The organism is Wolbachia endosymbiont (group A) of Anoplius nigerrimus (assembly GCF_947251795.1).
Taxonomy (GTDB): domain Bacteria; phylum Pseudomonadota; class Alphaproteobacteria; order Rickettsiales; family Anaplasmataceae; genus Wolbachia.
In genome coordinates this window covers 977604-994878 of the sequence record NZ_OX366385.1, presented here as the reverse complement: position 1 = coordinate 994878, position 17275 = coordinate 977604, and the positions used below count along the sequence as shown (strand labels likewise).

Here is a 17275-nt window from a genome sequence, read left to right as displayed (position 1 = left end):
CACCTTATTTTTAAGTATTAGTTTCCAGTTGCAAGGCGTGTATAGACTGACCTTCCAGAGCTTTATATACCATTTTATGCTGTTCTATTTTTGTCTTTCCAAGAAAGTGCTGGGAGGTTATTTTTAAATGATAATGATCATCATCTCCAGCAAGGTCATGAACTTTTATATCAGCGTCGGGGAACGATTGTTTGATGATTCTTTCTAATTCGTGAATTGCAATAGTCATTGATTTGCTTTAAATTACAATACTTTCATTATAAATCTAAAACGACTGGGTGCAATTGAATTATTGATTATATGGTTACTAATATTGTGAAGACAGTAGATTCAGCGTGTTAAGTGCACTAGCAAGGCGAGATTTCAATTGATTTTCATATTTACTCCAGTCTTGTATTGCCTTTCTTGCAATATCTGAATCAACTGCGGCTTTTGCAACAGCAGGAGATACTATAGAAATTAATCTTGGGTCAAATGGAGTAGGTATTATATATTCACGTCCATAGCTCATTTTACGACCGCCATAGGCTGCGGATATCTCGTCAGACACTGGCTCACGGGCAAGCCTTGCTATTGCATCTGCAGCTGCAATTTTCATCTCATCATTTATTGTTGTTGCATGTACATCAAGCGCTCCTCTGAATATATAAGGAAATCCCATTACGTTGTTGACTTGATTGTTGTAATCTGACCTGCCAGTTGCGATTATTGCATCTGGCCTCACAGATTTTGCAAACTCAGGCCTTACTTCTGGATCGGGGTTGGCGAGAGCGAAAATAATCGGGTCTTTGCCCATACTCTTTAACATCTCTTCATTTAACACATCTTTTGCAGATAATCCGATGAATACATCAGCGCCTTTTATTGTATCAAGTAGAGAACGTTCGGAAGTATCAATTGCATATTTTTCCTTCCACTCATTCATGTCCTCGTTTCTACCTTTGTATATTACTCCTTGCTTATCACACAGCACTATATTTTTAGCGCCCATGGACTTTAGTATTTCTAAACATGCAATACCGGCTGCTCCAGCACCATTCATAATGATCTTAACGTCCTCTAATTTCTTTCCGACAATATCAAGAGCATTTTCTATACCAGCTGCAACAACCACTGCAGTTCCATGCTGGTCATCATGGAACACTGGAATATCCATCAGTTCATTCAGACGTTTCTCTATTATAAAACAATCGGGAGATCTTATATCCTCTAAATTTATCCCCCCCCAACTTGGCCCAAGGTACCTTACTGCATTGATAAAATCTTCTATATTTTCTGTACCAACTTCTATATCAACTGCATCAATATCAGCAAAACGCTTAAATAAAACAGCTTTGCCTTCCATGACAGGTTTTGCAGCAAGAGGACCGATATTACCAAGCCCAAGCACTGCAGTGCCATTTGAAATGACAGCAACATAGTTGCTTTTTGTCGTATAATCATAAACAACCTCAGGATTTTTAGCTATTTCAAGGCACGGAGCTGCAACGCCAGGAGAATAAGCAAGTGACAAATCATACTGGGTAGATAAAGGTTTTGTTGGCATGATTGAAATTTTACCAGGGTTACCACCTCTACTGTGATACTTAAGTGCCTCTTGTTTTGTGGTATGATCTAAATCATCGTTCATTCTTATATTTTAAGCTTGTAATTTTTAAGTATATGGAGTTTTTATAAATGTTCAATTGTAAACTATTAGCTTGTGAACTCTGTTGTACTTCTGTATAAGTTTACCTATTACGTAAGATGATATTACATGCTTAAGAAAAACGTGCCTAATTTGCTTACGATTTCTCGTGCACTTGCAATACCAGCAATAATATTAAGTTTTTATATAGAAAATAAATATGCAGGCCTGATAACAATATCAATCTTTATATTTGCATGCATTACGGATTTTTTTGATGGTTACCTGGCGCGTGCGTGGAAAGTCCAATCAAAGTTTGGCAAGCTATTTGATCCAATTGCTGATAAATTAATAGTGGTTTCAACGATAATTATGCTAGTTTATAAGCAGAAGATAAATGATTTTACAATAGTACCATCGATTATCATTATCTGTAGGGAGATATTAGTTTCAGGTTTACGGGAGTTTCTGATAGCTACAAATGTTAGTCTACCTGTAAGCAAAGCTGGAAAAATTAAAACATTTCTACAGATGGTTGCTGTAGTAGCGCTAATAATGAACGATTATTATATGATTCAATATACAGGTGCGATTTGTTTATGGGTTGCAGCTATTATAACTATGTGGTCAGGCTATAATTATATCCTAGCCGGCATCAAACAGATTGACTGAATTTCTTGAGAAACAGTTAATATACAAAAGTGGTTAATACTTTCATAATATTGACTGAATAGTTAAAATCCTGTATAATATATTAGTTAATAGGATTTATATGACTAGCATTACAGGTGACTTTGAGACTAAGTTTCGTTCTAAAGAACCAGGAATTAAAGAAAATCCTGAAATGGAAGATTTTTTTCAAGATTTTTGGTTAGGGATTGAAGAAGAAGAAACAAAAAAAAAGAAGGAGCTCGAACAGGAGTTATTAATGCTAAAAGTAGGAGAAGCAGAAAAAAAGAAGAAGCTAGAACAAGAACTATTAACACTAAAAAAAAGAGAGCTACATAGAAAATATGTATCATTGGCGACAATGATTCCATTTGCATTGTTGATGGCAATTGAACTGGAAAAAACATGTAGCGATCAGGTATTACTCGGCCTTATAAGCAGCGCATTAGGTCATACTATATTACCCTTTACAACTTTATATCTTATTTGCACGCTATATTTAATTTATAATAATAGAAAAATAGCATAAAAAGAACGAGAATTGGAGAATATTGAAAATAGGGAAATAATAGAAAAAGAAATGGGAGACATTCCTTATACAGTTGATGATTACTTTAACTATGCTGATGCTGCTTTAGTTACATTAGTTATTGTGGCTAGCATAGTAAGTCAAGCGTTAGAGCAAGGAATAATAGGAGATGTAGCTTTTTCACTTTCTAGTCTATTTTACTTTGTAGCAAGCGCCACTTTTTGCTATTGTGAGTACAAAAAAAGTAAAAATTCTGAAGTAGAAAAAGAGCAAGGCTTTGATGAGAAATCTGAAAAAAAGACAAGCAATATGTCTGCAGCTAAGTTAATGCTTGCTGGTTCTTCTATATTATTAATAAGAAGGATAATGTTAATAGCACTATCATCATCTTTACATCCTGCTGTTGGGCCTACTTTAGGCTTGGTAGGTATGATCTTTTTAATAGCAGGAAGTGTACTGATTGCACGTTCTTATAGTAGAAAGCTAGAGAATATAGAAGTGAGCGGAAAAGGTGTTTCAATAGGTGCTGGTGTGGGTAATATAGGAGATGGCGGCTCAAACACAGAAGGGCCGGCTATTACCTAAGAAATTTATTTATTTAAGTAATATTTAGGTCTATACTTTATTTTGATCGAAAAAAATCTTATGTATAAGACTTTAATCACGTGCTTTATTTTCCTAATTTGCTCCTTTACACAATCGTATGCGAATGATCTTGAAAAAACTGAAACTGAACTATATGAAGAAGCAGTTGAACTTTTTGACCAGAAAAAATATAAACAAGCTATTAGGGCATTTCATAAGATAGAGGATTTGTATCCTTTGTCTTATTGGGCAATGAAAGCGAAATTATTATCTGGGGTTTCTCACTATAATATGGGTAACTATAGAAGTGCTGCAAGTGATATGGATGATTATATATATGTTTATTCAAATGGTGAAGATTTACCATATGTATACTACTTAAGAGTATTATCTTATTACATGCAAATTAATAAAGTGCAACTTGGACAGCAAACTGCATATAAAACTTTAGAGCTAGCCACTGAGTACATTAATCTCTTTCCAGGCAGCGAATATGTAGACGAGATGAAGGAAAAAGCAAAGCTAATCACAGAGCATATATCAACAAAAGAGTACTCTATCGGTAAATTTTACCTGAGGCGTGGTGAATATTTAGCAGCAATTAAGCGTTTCCAGAATATGGCAAGCTATAAAGATTCTAAATATTTTTCTAAGTCTATTAACTATTTAGTAGCAGCCCATTCAGCTCTTGGCCTTGACTTAGAAGCTGAGCAGTATGAAAGTATGTTATTAGCAGAAAACCTGCAAGATGCCAAGCCAGAGGCTTGAAAATTTGCTTTAGCTTTTTCTATGCTTTGATATATAATTAGGTTTTTAACTATTTGAATATGGCTGGTCATTCACAATTTTCAAATATAAAACATCGGAAAGGCGCTCAGGATGCAAAGCGCTCTCAAAAATTTACGAAGCTGATTAGAGAAATAACAGTTGCTGCAAAGCAAGGGCTGCCCGATCCCGAACTCAACCCGCGCCTTCGCTCTGCTATATTTGCTGCACGCAAGGAAAATCTACCAAAAGATAAAATAGAAACAGCAATAAAAAATGCAACTGGTAACGTTGCTGGAGAAAATTACGAGGAAATACAATATGAAGGTCATGGGCCTTCTGGTACTGCACTCATTGTCCATGCCTTGACTAATAACCGCAACCGTACTGCTTCTGAGGTACGTTATATATTTTCTCGCAAGGGTGGAAACTTGGGAGAAACAGGAAGTGTTAGTTACCTTTTTGATCATGTAGGTTTAATTGTCTATAAAGCAGAGGGTGTGAATTTTGATGATTTATTTAATTATGGGATCGAGTTAGAAGTATTGAATGTTGAGGAAAATGACAAAGAAGGATTACACGTTATAACTTGTGAAATAAAAGATTTTGGTAAAGTACGCGATGCCTTTTATGCAAAATTCGGAGAACCAGAACTTGCTCGTCTTTCATGGCAGCCAAAAGATCTGATTGAAATTAGCGATAAAGAGTTGATTGATAAATTATCTGCATTGGTTGAAGAGCTAGAAGATAATGATGATGTACAGTATGTTGAAGGTAATTTTACTTTTGTTGATGCTGTTTAAATGATGAAGCTGATTATATTTATACTGCTCTTTATCTTACCGTTATATACCGCTGAAACATCAACAGATCTTGCAGTGCTGTTCCAGCATGGGATCAGGAAAAAAAAAGTTGCTTTGATGACAGAAAGTGATGGAAAGTTGTTATTCATGTCCAGCACCATAAAATCTTCCTTTTTTGCCACGGAAGGGTTGGCGCCAAATACAGTGGTAAAATTGATCAACATATATAAAGATTTCGGTGTTGATTTTAAAAAAGACATTGTGCCGAAGAGTAAATTGGAGGTTCTTTTTGAGAGATTGCCTAATAATCAGAAGACAGAAGAAAAAATTTTATATACTTCACTGACAATAAACAAGAAAGCTATTAGTTTATATCATTATAAATCGCAAGACGGCAAAGAAAGGTATTTTAATAAAGAAGGAATAAGCTTAAAAAATGGCGAAATTTTTGTAAATCCTTTAAATGGAGATTATCGCATATCCTCAAAATTTGGCAATAGAAAGCATCCTGTTCGCGGTAAAATTGCTTTTCACAAAGGAGTGGATTATGCAGCTAAACTTGGCACTCCCATATACGCTGCTGCAGAGGGTGTGATAGAATATATAGGAAAGAATGGTGGCTATGGAAATTACATCAAAATAAAACACAAAAATGAATATTCAACCTGTTACGCGCATGTAAGTAGATTTAGTGGCGATATAAAGTTAGGCTCTAAAGTAAAGCAGGGGCAGGTTATCGCCTATGTTGGTAGCACTGGTGTTGCAACAGGACCCCATTTACATTACGAAGTTATATATAACGGCAAACACATCGATCCGCTTACGATAGCGCATAAAACTGAAGTAAAATTGCCTGATCATGAATTAAGAGAGTTTAAACTATTTGTAAATAAGATAAATAAAACGATCAACAGAGAGGGTTCAAGTGAAAAAGAAGTTTAAAGACAATATGGATAAGAATACGATAAACGATAGAAATTTGAGTCAAATTCGGGCTTTTCCTGTACTAATAGCGCTAGGATTAATTTTATCGCTGCTTTTTTTGGCATATGACAGCACAATTGCACTTGGAGTTGCTGCCGTTTCAATTTTGACTTTTCTTCAAGGGTTTTTTATTAATGACCCTAATGAAGCAAGAGTGATAGAGTTTTTTGGTCATTATATTGGAACCTATTTTAAGTCTGGAATATGTATAACGCTTCCCTTTTCAAGCAAATATATAGTTTCCCTAAAATTTCAGAATATTAACACAGAAAAAATAAAAGTGAATGATGCAAATGGAAGTCCAATAGAGATTTCTGCAGTAATTGTTTGGAGAGTAAACAGCCCTGCAAAGGCGTATTATAATGTTAACAACTATCACGAATTTGTTTTTGTACAAAGTGACTCAGTAATAAGAGAATTAGCAAGCAATTATCCGTATGATAGCGAAAGCGATGAGGAATCTTTACGTAAAAATTCTGATAAAATTTCAGATGAATTGCGGTCAATGTTACAACAAAGATTAGATATTGCAGGAATTGAGATTACAGAAGCAAGAATATCGCATTTGGCGTATTCGTCCGAGATTGCACAAGCAATGTTAAGGCGTCAACAAGCACATGCTATCACTTCGGCAAGAAGGCATATAGTGCAAAATGCAATAGGAATTGTCGAGGAAGTAATAGCTCATTTTGAAAAAAACAAAAGCTTACAATTAGATGGCAAACAAAAGGTTCAATTGATAAATAATTTGTTGGTTGCCCTAATCTCTGAGCAAGATGCACAACCAACGATTAGTTTGGATAATAATTAGTATAATTGCTAATATCAGTTATTCAAAAATGTTACTACGATGCAAAACCTGCACCATGATCATGTGCTGCACTGCAGTACACAACAACAATATCGTTCTATTGTAGTGCTAAATGGAAAAATACCGAGCTCATCGTTTTTTAAACGAGATATACCTATTATTGCTGTAGATGGAGGAGCAAACAAGCTTCTATCAATTGGCGTAAAACCTGATCTTGTAGTAGGAGATTTGGATAGCGTAAATCTGGATTTACGTGCTAATTTGAATACGATATATCTACCTGATCAAGATTATTGCGACTTTTCTAAAGCAATGGCTCACTTAAAAACAGTAAAGTTATTGCCATCAATAGTAACGGGTATTACTGGAGGAGCAATTGATCACATACTACAGAATATTAACATTTTTCTAAGTACGGGCAGTATCTTTTACACACCTTCACCTCCCATGGTAGGTTACACTTTACAAAAAGGTATTACCCATTTTTTTTCTTTGCCAAAAAATACTAAAATATCTTTACTTGGTATACCGAGAGCTCAAATATCAACCAAAGGATTAAAATGGGAACTGCATCTTAGCAACCTTGCCTTTCCAGGAAAGAATTCTTGCTTTAATCGAAGCCTGAGCAATGAGGCATATATAGAAGTACACAGTGGTATATGTTTGGCGATGGTTTATTTAGAAGCAGTAGATGATGCTGCAAGACATCATGTGCGTCAAGTTAAGAAGTAAATAGACTTCTTGCATAACCCAAACTAAGTAGAAAAAAGGTATCATCCAAGTAGCTGACACTGGTTCCTTTATGACGTGTCATTCCAGTTTCAGCTACTTGAATGACAGCAGTCCTAGGCTCTGTGGACAAAATTTTAGAGAAGCCATACAAGAGCTCCAACAAAATTGAGAAAACCCATAAAAACCTCAGCAGTTTTATCAAATCTGGAAAAAATGCGCCTAAAATTTTTAATTTTACCAAAAAAACACTCAATCAAATGACGTTCTTTGTAGATATGCTCATCGTAATACCTTTGCACTTTTCGATTCCGTTTTGGCGGAATAACTACTGTACATCCCTTGTCTTCAAGACTTGTAACAAAGGCATTGCTATCGTAGCCCTTGTCAGCTACTACAGTAGAGTTATAGATACTTTCGGTCAACACTTGTGCCTGCGTAATTTCATTTCTTTGACCAGGAGTCAGAGTAAATTTAAGTGGATTTCCAAGTGCATCGACAAGCGCATGTATTTTAGTTGTAAAGCCACCTTTGCTCCTCCCTAAAGCTTCTTGATCCTTGGAGTTTTTTGTATATCCAGATGAACATGGATGGGCTCGGATGATCGTACCGTCGATTATAGCAACTTCTAAATCAGGCTCTTGTTTAGTATATTCAAGCAATTTTTTCCAGACATCTCTTTCACACCATCTTTTAAATCGCTTATGTATACTCCTGTAATTACCATAAGTTTTTGGTAAAAGTCTCCATTGGCAACCACTTCGCACTATGTACCACACTGCCTCTATGAATATTCTTAAACGTTTTTCATCTTTGCTGTGCATTCCTTTTACGCTTTTTATGAACTCTAAAATTTGTTTCCAATTTTCCTCTTTGATGTAATATTGCATATGGTAGTTTCTCCATTTTTTACCTATTAGGCTAAACTACCATCTTTTTCTCTCTTTTCATATTTTTTGTCCACAGAGCCTACGTCATACCGCCGCGGTATCTCTAGATCCCGCTAACAAGTAGCGGGACGATAGCAGTCCTACGTCATACCACCGCTGCTCTCCCTCGTCATACCGCCGCGGTATCTCTAGATCCCGCTAACAAGTAGCGGGATGACGGTTGTCGTTTAGCTATAAACATTAAGAAATTTACTATGCAGAAAAAAAAGGCAAAGAAACCCTAGGGTGGCTAGTATTCAAATTCTCCCTTGTTCTATTTGACGTCTTTTGATGTCTTGAACGCTTTATAAGCGCGTTTCTGCTTGTATAGGTAGAAACCTAAAAGTTTTATAAAGACATGAGGTGCACATAGTGCAAAAAATTAAGCATGATTTACGCCAAATACAAAGTTCCCTTTGTCGTTTTAATCTGCAGATTGCGAAGATAAATAAATAGCTTCAGTTTCATGATAAGGGGGCTGGCGGAGTTTGTCAAGCAAGTTTTTTTGTTTCTACTGAATGACAGTTGTGGCTTGGGAGGTAGTGCAAGAAGTCTGTTGTATTACTGAATTATTAATAATTCAGTAATAGTGCCTGCTATGTAGCTAAAATTTTCCTTTAACTTAAGCTATATGTAGCTAAAATAACTTGGACGATTTGACAAACGACAAATTCGTCATCCCGCTGCTTGTTAGCGGGATCTAGAGATATCGCAGCGGTATGACGTAGGGATTGCATTAGCCATGTATAATAAAGGAAATCTATGACAAAAGAATCATTGGTAAAAACTGATATAGTGAAAGTTGAAGACAAAAAAGCGGTAAGAAGCTTTTTTAAAATACTAGGTGAAGTGGCAGATGCTGTAAGATCGTGGATTGGTAACATCGGTCCTGATTTAAGCAACAGTCGCGATATCGATAGTTTAGTCTTGAAGATGAACGAGTGCTTAAATCCAAAGGGAGGAGAGGTTTCAGCACGTAAGAATGCTGTATCTCTTGGTAATTTGTACTTAAGCTTATCAGAGAAAGGTAAAATAAAATTTCTGCAAACCCTGGCAGAAAAATTTAGTCTACATAAAGAAGAAATAGATGAGAAAATAAAAGAGTACAAGGAAAATCAAGATCCCGAGTTAAACTATAAATTTGAACAGGATTTAATAAAAATTCTTGAATCACCGCGTTCTAAAATATTGAAGCAATTTATTTCTCTACCAGAAGGCCTTAAGTTTATTGTTGATATGCGTTCTGATGTGCTTAAGCTAAAGAACCAATATAGAAGCTTGAATCCACTAGAGAATGAATTAAAAAATATACTCTATACTTGGGTTGATGTTGATCTACTTGATCTTCGTCAAATCACTTGGGATTCACCTGCATCATTGTTAGAAAAACTTATAAAATATGAAGCTGTGCATAAAATTTCCTCTTGGGGCGACCTAAAAAACAGACTAGACTCTGATCGTCTCTGTTTTGCTTTTTTTCATTACAAGATACCAAACGAACCTCTAATTTTTGTAGAGGTTGCATTGGTGGATAAGATTGCAGATAGCATTCAACACCTTTTAGATGAGTCGGTACCTTCAAATGATCCGAGTAATGCGAGCACTGCTATATTCTATTCAATATCAAATACTCAAGTAGGGTTATCTGGAATCAGCCTTGGTAATTTTTTGATCAAAAGGGTTGTAGAAAAGCTATCGCAAGAGTTTAAAAGTATAAAAACATACGCAACTCTTTCTCCAATACCTAGCTTTACGAAATGGCTAAAAAACAATCTAAACCAAGATGTCACTTTATTGGGCAAACTAAATATAAAACAATCTAGTGCAGAAATTTTAGAAAGTGCAGAGCAATTAAAAACTAACGTTGAATGTGAAAGTGGAGTTAAACAGTGCTTGCTTAAGCTATGTGCACATTACTTGTTAAAAGTGAAAAACAATAATGGCAGTGCTTATGACCAGGTGGCGCATTTCCATTTAAGCAATGGTGCATCGATAAAACAACTAAACTGGATGGCGGATACTTCTGAAAAGGGTATTAGTCAGTCGGCTGGAATGATGGTAAATTATCTGTATGAGTTGCCTAAAATAGATAATAATCATGAAAACTATATGGTTAATAAAGTGATTTCCTGCTCGAAAAAAGTGTCGTCTATGTTGAAGGAGTAAATAGTCTCTTAATAAAGGATTGCCCTGATAACACTTAAAATGTAAAATGGTTCTACTTAAATAAAATAGCCATAAATGAACAACATAAGAAATTTTGCAATAATAGCGCATATAGACCACGGTAAGTCAACGCTTGCTGACCGTTTAATAGAGGAATGTAACGGCCTTGAGGCAAGAGAAATGACCAATCAAATACTCGATTCAATGGATATAGAACGCGAACGTGGGATTACAATTAAGGCACAGACGGTAAAACTCAATTATACGGCAAACGACGGTAATCAATATTGCCTAAATCTCATGGACACCCCAGGTCACGTTGACTTTTCTTACGAGGTAAGCAGAAGTCTAGCAGCGTGTGAAGGTTCACTTTTAGTGGTAGATAGCAGTCAAGGTGTTGAAGCACAAACCCTTGCAAATGTGTATAAAGCTATTGACAACAACCATGAAATAATAGTTGTGCTCAATAAAGTTGATCTTCCTGCTGCAGATCCAGAAGAGGTAAAACTCCAGGTTGAGGAAATAATTGGTATTGACGCAAGTGAGTCAGTTTTAATATCAGCAAAAACTGGACTTGGAATAAAAGATGTACTGGAAGCAATAGTAGCAAAACTTCCAGCTCCTCAAGGTGATGTAAATGCTCCACTGCAAGCAATTTTAGTTGATAGTTGGTATGACACTTACTTAGGAGTGGTAATTTTAGTGCGAGTTAAAAATGGAGTGCTAAAAAAAGGCATGAGAATTGTTATGATGTCTAATAATGCTACATATCAGATAGATAATATTGGTATTTTCACCCCTAAAAAAGTTATGACGAGAGAGCTTTCAGCGGGTGAAGTTGGTTTTATCACTGCTTCAATGAAGGAAGTAGCAGACTGCAAGGTAGGGGACACTATCACTGAGGAAAAGAGACCTTGTAGTGAAGCACTTCCTGGATTTAAAGAAGTGCATCCTGTGGTATTTTGTAGCATTTTCCCTCACAAAACGGATGATTTTAAATATTTAAGGGAAGCTCTAGAGAAGTTACATTTAAATGATGCAAGTTTTACCTTCGAAGCTGAAACTTCAAATGCACTAGGCTATGGATTTCGTTGTGGTTTTTTGGGAATGTTGCATCTTGAAGTTATTCAAGAAAGGCTCGAGAGAGAATTTGATTTAGACCTAACAGCAACTGCACCGAGTGTTATATATAGGGTTACAACACGAGGTGGTGAAGTTTTGAATATTCATAACCCAAGTGATATGCCAGATCCAACGAAAATTGAAATTGTGGAAGAACCATGGATTACCGCAACCATAATGGTTCCTGATCAATACTTGGGAGAGATTCTATCTCTATGTGAAGAAAGGAGGGGAGAACAGGAAGATTTGTCTTACATTGGTAACACAACAACAGCATTGTTAAGATATAAATTACCACTGTCTGAAGTTGTTTTTGATTTTTACGATAGGCTAAAATCAATTTCCAAAGGATATGCAAGTTTGGATTGGGAAATTTCCAGTTATCAGGAAAGTCAAATAGATAAATTAAGCTTTTTAATTAATGGAGAGCCCGTAGATGCACTGGCTTGTATCGCTCACAAAAGCAGAGCAGAAAAAAGGGGGCGTGAAATATGCGCACGCTTGAAGGATCTAATACCACGTCAGCAATATAAAATCGCGATTCAAGCAGCAGTGGGCGGAAAAATTATTGCCAGAGAAACGATTAACCCATACAGAAAAGATGTAACAGCTAAACTCTATGGTGGAGATGTAACGCGAAGAATGAAACTACTTGAAAAGCAAAAGAAGGGTAAAAAAAGGTTGCATTCTATAGGGAACGTAAATATTCCACAGAATGCTTTTATTCAAGCTTTGAAGATAAGTGATTGATCTTAAAAGACTTCTTGTATAGTTTTTGGCAACAACTGTTATAAACAAAAACTTGCTTGACAAACTCCGCCAGCCCCCTTATCATAAAACTGAAGCTATTTTATTTAACTTCGCAATCTCTGCAGCAGATTAAAATGACAAGAAAACTTGTATTTGGCGTACTATTGTTTAATTCTTTGCACTATGTGCACCGTATGTCTTTATCAAATTTCTAGGTTTTTACCTATACAAGCTGAAACGCGCTTATAAAGCGTTCAAGACATCACCCAACGTCAAATTTTAAAATAGAGAGTGTAATAACTAGCTACCACGGGTTTTCTTTGCCTTTTTTTCTGCCTAGTAAATTTCTTAAACATTTATAGCTAAGGTTAGTTGCATTTAAAAGCAGCTAAATTGCAGCGTTTAAGACTTAAAAAACGCCAATACTGAAAATAGACAATGACTAGGGTTTCTTTTGCCTTTTTTTTTATTTGGTAAATTCCTTAATATTTATGGCTAAACGACAATCGTCATCCCGCTACGTGTTAGCGGGATCTAGGCTCTGTGGACAAAAAATATGAAAAGAGAGAAAAAGATGGTAGTTTAGCCTAATAGGTAAAAAATGGAGAAACTACCATATGCAATATTACATCAAAGAGGAAAATTGGAAACAAATTTTAGAGTTCATAAAAAGCGTAAAAGGAATGCACAGCAAAGATGAAAAACGTTTAAGAATATTCATAGAGGCAGTGTGGTACATAGTGCGAAGTGGTTGCCAATGGAGACTTTTACCAAAAACTTATGGTAATTACAGGAGTATACATAAGCGATTTAAAAGATGGTGTGAAAGAGATGTCTGGAAAAAATTGCTTGAATATACTAAACAAGAGCCTGATTTAGAAGTTGCTATAATCGACGGTACGATCATCCGAGCCCATCCATGTTCATCTGGATATACAAAAAACTCCAAGGATCAAGAAGCTTTAGGGAGGAGCAAAGGTGGCTTTACAACTAAAATACATGCGCTTGTCGATGCACTTGGAAATCCACTTAAATTTACTCTGACTCCTGGTCAAAGAAATGAAATTACGCAGGCACAAGTGTTGACCGAAAGTATCTATAACTCTACTGTAGTAGCTGACAAGGGCTACGATAGCAATGCCTTTGTTACAAGTCTTGAAGACAAGGGATGTACAGTAGTTATTCCGCCAAAACGGAATCGAAAAGTGCAAAGGTATTACGATGAGCATATCTACAAAGAACGTCATTTGATTGAGTGTTTTTTTGGTAAAATTAAAAATTTTAGGCGCATTTTTTCCAGATTTGATAAAACTGCTGAGGTTTTTATGGGTTTTCTCAATTTTGTTGGAGCTCTTGTATGGCTTCTCTAAAATTTTGTCCACAGAGCCTAGAGATACCGCGGCGGTATGACGTAGGACTGCTGTCATTCCAGCGCTCCTTTCTCGTCATCCCAGTGCCCAGACACTGGGATCCAGAAAAATTGATTATGTACTATACAACATTTTCGATCAAAAGCTGGATTCCAGTGTCAAGCACTGGAATGACACCATTCTTTTTCCTGGATCCCAGTGTCAGCTACTTGGATGACACCTTTGTGTTTGCATAGCTGTACAAACATTGTGATTTGAGAGCAATTTCCACAAGGGAGGATGTCATTCCAGTGCTTGGCACTGGAATCCAGACTTTATTATGCAGCCACTTGGTTGAAATTAAGTCTTCTGGATCCAAGTAGTCAAGCTACTCGGATGACAAGAAAGGGGCTACTTGGATGACATCTTTCAACATTATATCATGAACTTTCTAAAATTCATTGAGTTATGCTTTCAAACGGTAGTGCCGGGGTGTGAGTATAATAATTATCGGTACATAAAAGTCATAGCAGATAGGCTAGAAGCAGCGAGCGCTGGTGAAGTGAAACGAATAATATTCAATATGCCTCCGCGTTCGATGAAGTCCATGTGCGTGAGTGTTGCGTGGCCCGCGTGGATACTGGGAAATCAGCCAACTGCAAGAATAATAGTTGCAAGTTACTCTCGGCTGCTCAGCGAAAAGCACTCGCTCGACACCAGGTGCGTAATGCAGTCTAGTTGGTATAGAGCGCTATTTCCAGAAGTAGAACTATCCAAAGACCAGAATACTAAATATAAATTTCAAACAGTGCAGAGAGGATACAGAATTGCAACATCAGTTGGAGGAACATTAACCGGTGAAGGTGGAGATTTCATCATCGTGGACGATCCGCTCAGTTCTGCTCAAGCTTTGAGTGAAACGTTTAGAAAGCGTGCTACAAACTGGTTTGACCAGACTTTAGTAACCAGGCTCAACAACAGAAGAAAAGGAGTCATCGTTCTTGTGATGCACAGGCTACACCAGGAGGACTTAACCGGACACCTTCTCTCTAAACCGAAAAACATATGGCATCATATTTGTTTACCAATAATAGCTGAAAATAGGGAGATTATCTATTCAATCAAAAAACCAGCGCCTCCTGTTCCTGTCATCCAAGTAACTATAAATGAGCGCATCGGGTGGCTGTATAATAAACCAGCATCACGCATTGCACCTGCAAGGATTTTATACTCAAGAGAAGAAGGTCAGTTGCTATATTTCCTCGATGGAGGAAAAGAAGAAGTTGAGATGATAAAGGCTGAACTTGGGAGTTATGCTTTTGCTGCACAATATCAACAAAATCCTCTGCCACTTTCAAGTGGTATAATTAAACGAGAGTGGCTGAAGCGCTATAGAAATTTTTCTGATAGTCTCTCATATGTCACTCAGAGCTGGGACACTGCAGTTTCAACAAGCAACACTAGCAACTTTAGCGTCTGCACCACCTGGACAAAAGTGGGCAATAAATTCTATTTACTTGATGTATATCGCGCAAAGCTTGAGTATCCAAAGCTTAAAGAGCAAGTTCTGTCACTAGCCGCAAGATGGGCACCACACGCAATTTTAATCGAAGCAAAAACAAGTGGTCAGCAATTAATACAAGATCTGAAGGCAAGCAGTCATTTGCCCATTATCGAAATAGTACCACATGATGACAAACTCACTCGATTTTATCAAATTGTTCCGATTATAGAGTCTGGCAAGGTTTTTCTGCCGCACCAAGCAGTATGGCTCAACGATTTTGAGTATGAGATTTTAATGTTTCCAGAAACCCGCCACGACGACCAAGTGGATAGTACCGTGCAATATCTCCAGTGGGTGAGAGATAGTAGCTCTAGGGTCGCAGCTTTACGGGCATTGTGATTTGAGTCTACCAGATCCAAGTAGTCAGCTACTTGCATGACAGCTAGCCTGACAACCGTCATCCCGCTACTTGTTAGCTGATGAGATACCATGAATGAATCCACAGATATACGAACATTGTCTATCAGGAGGGTGTCATCCCAGTGCTCCTTTTTTTGTCATCCGAGTAGCCCCTATGATGTCATTCCAGCGCGTGACGCTGGAATCTAGTTCTTATTGTACATTTACTTGGTGTAGAGTTAAGTTTCCTAGATCCCAGTGTCTGGGCACTGGGATGACAAGGAAATAGGCACTGGGATGACGAGAAAGGAGCACTGGAATGACATCATAGGGGCTACTTGCATGACACCATTCTTTTTTCTGGATCCAAGTAGTCAGCTACTCAGATAACAGGAAGAAGGTGCTGGAATGACAGGAGAAGAAGGCTGCTTAGATGGCAGGGAGGGGCTACTTGAATGACGGTGTCGGTAAACTTAGAACTATTTGCCTTTTTTCTACTTAAGTTTGGATTATGCAAGAAGTCTAATGAAGCGAAATATGGAAGACAAAAGATAAGTGCATTCTACGCAGCATCGCTAATTAATAATATCTTTATTATTGTATGAGATAGGTAATTTAGCATTTATGAATTTGTAATGTGTTACGCATAGCTCAAAGAGATAAGGTTTACTGGTTACACGCTGCAGCCAATGCCACAACACTAGGATCTATGTTTGTCTGCATGTTAATTTGCGTTGTGATTTTATGGAGGTCTTCTGTTACCTATGCTAGTGAAAATTCGGAGATACAGAAGGCTTTTGATAGTGTTGTCAAGCATATAAAAGCTGATAAAAAATATAAAGATCTTGATGTTATTGAGAGAAAAAGTAACAAATTTAATATCAAAATTGCGCAGAATTCTGGCAAGAGTTTTGACATATACTCTACTTTAAAAAAAGCAAAAGATTCTTTTGAGTTAGGAGATAATGAGACAGCTATTTCTCTCCTTAATCAGATCATCACAAAGTTTCCTTATCATAAAAATGCTTTAATTGGATTGGGAAATATCTATTACGCTAATAAAGAATACAAAAAAGCTGTAGAGATTTACACAAGACTGTTAAAAGAACACCCTAGTAACCCTTACATATTAAAAAATTTTCTGACGATAATCTCACAATATGATCCTGATCTGGCGTTGAGTGAAATGTTGAAATTGTATGATATACATAAAAATTATGCTCCTTTATTAGCAAATTTAGGTCTGATTTATATGAAAAAGGAGGATTATGTAAAAGGTAAAGAGTATATGATAACTGCTATTTCCCTTGATGAAAACAATATTTTTTATACCTATAATTTAGCTGTTATTCTAGATAAACTTTCAGATTTTAAAAATGCTACAATATTCTACTTAAGGTTGTTGAACATGGCTACAACTTCGAAAAATGTGAGTGAAAAAATACCTTTATACAAAGTGACAGCAAGACTAAAATTTATAAAACTCCACAGCACGCACCCAAAGATTTCATAAAAGCTTATAGCTTACCTAAATCTAATTTATCGCTATTTTTG

Annotated in this window: 16 protein-coding genes and 1 pseudogene; 14 read left to right on the top strand and 3 right to left on the bottom strand. The window is 36.6% G+C overall.

The features are described from left to right. Positions 1-10: 10 nt before the first annotated feature. Positions 11-229, bottom strand: a complete 219-nt coding sequence (locus tag OPR26_RS05300) for a BolA/IbaG family iron-sulfur metabolism protein (RefSeq protein WP_265015686.1) — start codon at positions 227-229, stop codon at positions 11-13. Positions 230-307: 78 nt separating this feature from the next. After that, a complete protein-coding gene (locus OPR26_RS05295; RefSeq protein ID WP_265015685.1) occupies positions 308-1630 on the bottom strand; it encodes a malic enzyme-like NAD(P)-binding protein in 1323 nt (440 codons plus the stop codon). 126 nt (positions 1631-1756) lie between these two features. Here OPR26_RS05295 and pgsA point away from each other — a divergent pair, with 126 nt between their 5' ends. The 8 genes from pgsA (at position 1757) to OPR26_RS05255 (ending at position 7505) form a co-directional block, all read left to right on the top strand. Next, on the top strand, positions 1757-2299 hold the full coding sequence (gene pgsA, locus OPR26_RS05290) for a CDP-diacylglycerol--glycerol-3-phosphate 3-phosphatidyltransferase (RefSeq protein WP_265015684.1): 543 nt from the start codon (positions 1757-1759) through the stop codon (positions 2297-2299). A 100-nt stretch (positions 2300-2399) separates the two neighbouring features. Beyond that, on the top strand, positions 2400-2825 hold the full coding sequence (locus OPR26_RS05285) for a hypothetical protein (RefSeq protein ID WP_265015683.1): 426 nt from the start codon (positions 2400-2402) through the stop codon (positions 2823-2825). A gap of 12 nt (positions 2826-2837) precedes the next feature. Continuing rightward, complete coding sequence (locus OPR26_RS05280; protein WP_265015682.1) at positions 2838-3410, top strand: hypothetical protein; 573 nt, start codon at positions 2838-2840, stop codon at positions 3408-3410. Positions 3411-3470: 60 nt separating this feature from the next. Beyond that, positions 3471-4178 carry an outer membrane protein assembly factor BamD gene (locus OPR26_RS05275; RefSeq protein WP_265015681.1) on the top strand — a complete coding sequence of 236 codons (708 nt, stop codon included), beginning with the start codon at positions 3471-3473 and terminating at the stop codon, positions 4176-4178. 59 nt (positions 4179-4237) lie between these two features. After that, positions 4238-4978, top strand: coding sequence for a YebC/PmpR family DNA-binding transcriptional regulator (locus OPR26_RS05270; protein ID WP_253302069.1), 741 nt, complete (start codon positions 4238-4240; stop codon positions 4976-4978). Between the two features lie 3 nt (positions 4979-4981). Beyond that, positions 4982-5920 (top strand): M23 family metallopeptidase, encoded by a 939-nt coding sequence (locus OPR26_RS05265; RefSeq protein ID WP_265016294.1) that lies wholly within the window; start codon positions 4982-4984, stop codon positions 5918-5920. Between the two features lie 7 nt (positions 5921-5927). Beyond that, the gene (locus tag OPR26_RS05260) at positions 5928-6773 is read left to right on the top strand and encodes an SPFH domain-containing protein (RefSeq protein WP_253302914.1); all 846 of its coding nucleotides are present in this window, start codon (positions 5928-5930) and stop codon (positions 6771-6773) included. Between the two features lie 39 nt (positions 6774-6812). Further along, positions 6813-7505 (top strand): thiamine diphosphokinase, encoded by a 693-nt coding sequence (locus OPR26_RS05255; RefSeq protein ID WP_182319307.1) that lies wholly within the window; start codon positions 6813-6815, stop codon positions 7503-7505. A gap of 134 nt (positions 7506-7639) precedes the next feature. Here OPR26_RS05255 and OPR26_RS05250 read toward each other — a convergent pair whose 3' ends face one another. Further along, positions 7640-8392, bottom strand: coding sequence for an IS5 family transposase (locus tag OPR26_RS05250; protein WP_264702259.1), 753 nt, complete (start codon positions 8390-8392; stop codon positions 7640-7642). 801 nt (positions 8393-9193) lie between these two features. Here OPR26_RS05250 and OPR26_RS05245 point away from each other — a divergent pair. The 6 genes and pseudogenes from OPR26_RS05245 to OPR26_RS05215 all read left to right on the top strand — a co-directional run bounded on the left by OPR26_RS05245 (position 9194) and on the right by OPR26_RS05215 (position 17234). Further along, positions 9194-10597, top strand: coding sequence for a malonyl-CoA decarboxylase (locus OPR26_RS05245; protein ID WP_265015680.1), 1404 nt, complete (start codon positions 9194-9196; stop codon positions 10595-10597). 75 nt (positions 10598-10672) lie between these two features. Then, on the top strand, positions 10673-12469 hold the full coding sequence (lepA, locus tag OPR26_RS05240; protein WP_265015679.1) for a translation elongation factor 4: 1797 nt from the start codon (positions 10673-10675) through the stop codon (positions 12467-12469). 617 nt (positions 12470-13086) lie between these two features. Continuing rightward, positions 13087-13839: an IS5 family transposase gene (locus tag OPR26_RS05235; RefSeq protein WP_264702259.1), complete on the top strand. Its 753-nt coding sequence runs from the start codon at positions 13087-13089 to the stop codon at positions 13837-13839. 74 nt (positions 13840-13913) lie between these two features. After that, a pseudogene (locus OPR26_RS07535) lies at positions 13914-14018 on the top strand (WPE palindromic element domain-containing protein); the annotation flags it as partial. Between the two features lie 242 nt (positions 14019-14260). Continuing rightward, a complete protein-coding gene (gene terL / locus OPR26_RS05220) occupies positions 14261-15721 on the top strand; it encodes a phage terminase large subunit (protein ID WP_265016293.1) in 1461 nt (486 codons plus the stop codon). 637 nt (positions 15722-16358) lie between these two features. After that, a complete protein-coding gene (locus tag OPR26_RS05215; RefSeq protein ID WP_265015677.1) occupies positions 16359-17234 on the top strand; it encodes a tetratricopeptide repeat protein in 876 nt (291 codons plus the stop codon). Positions 17235-17275: the final 41 nt, after the last annotated feature.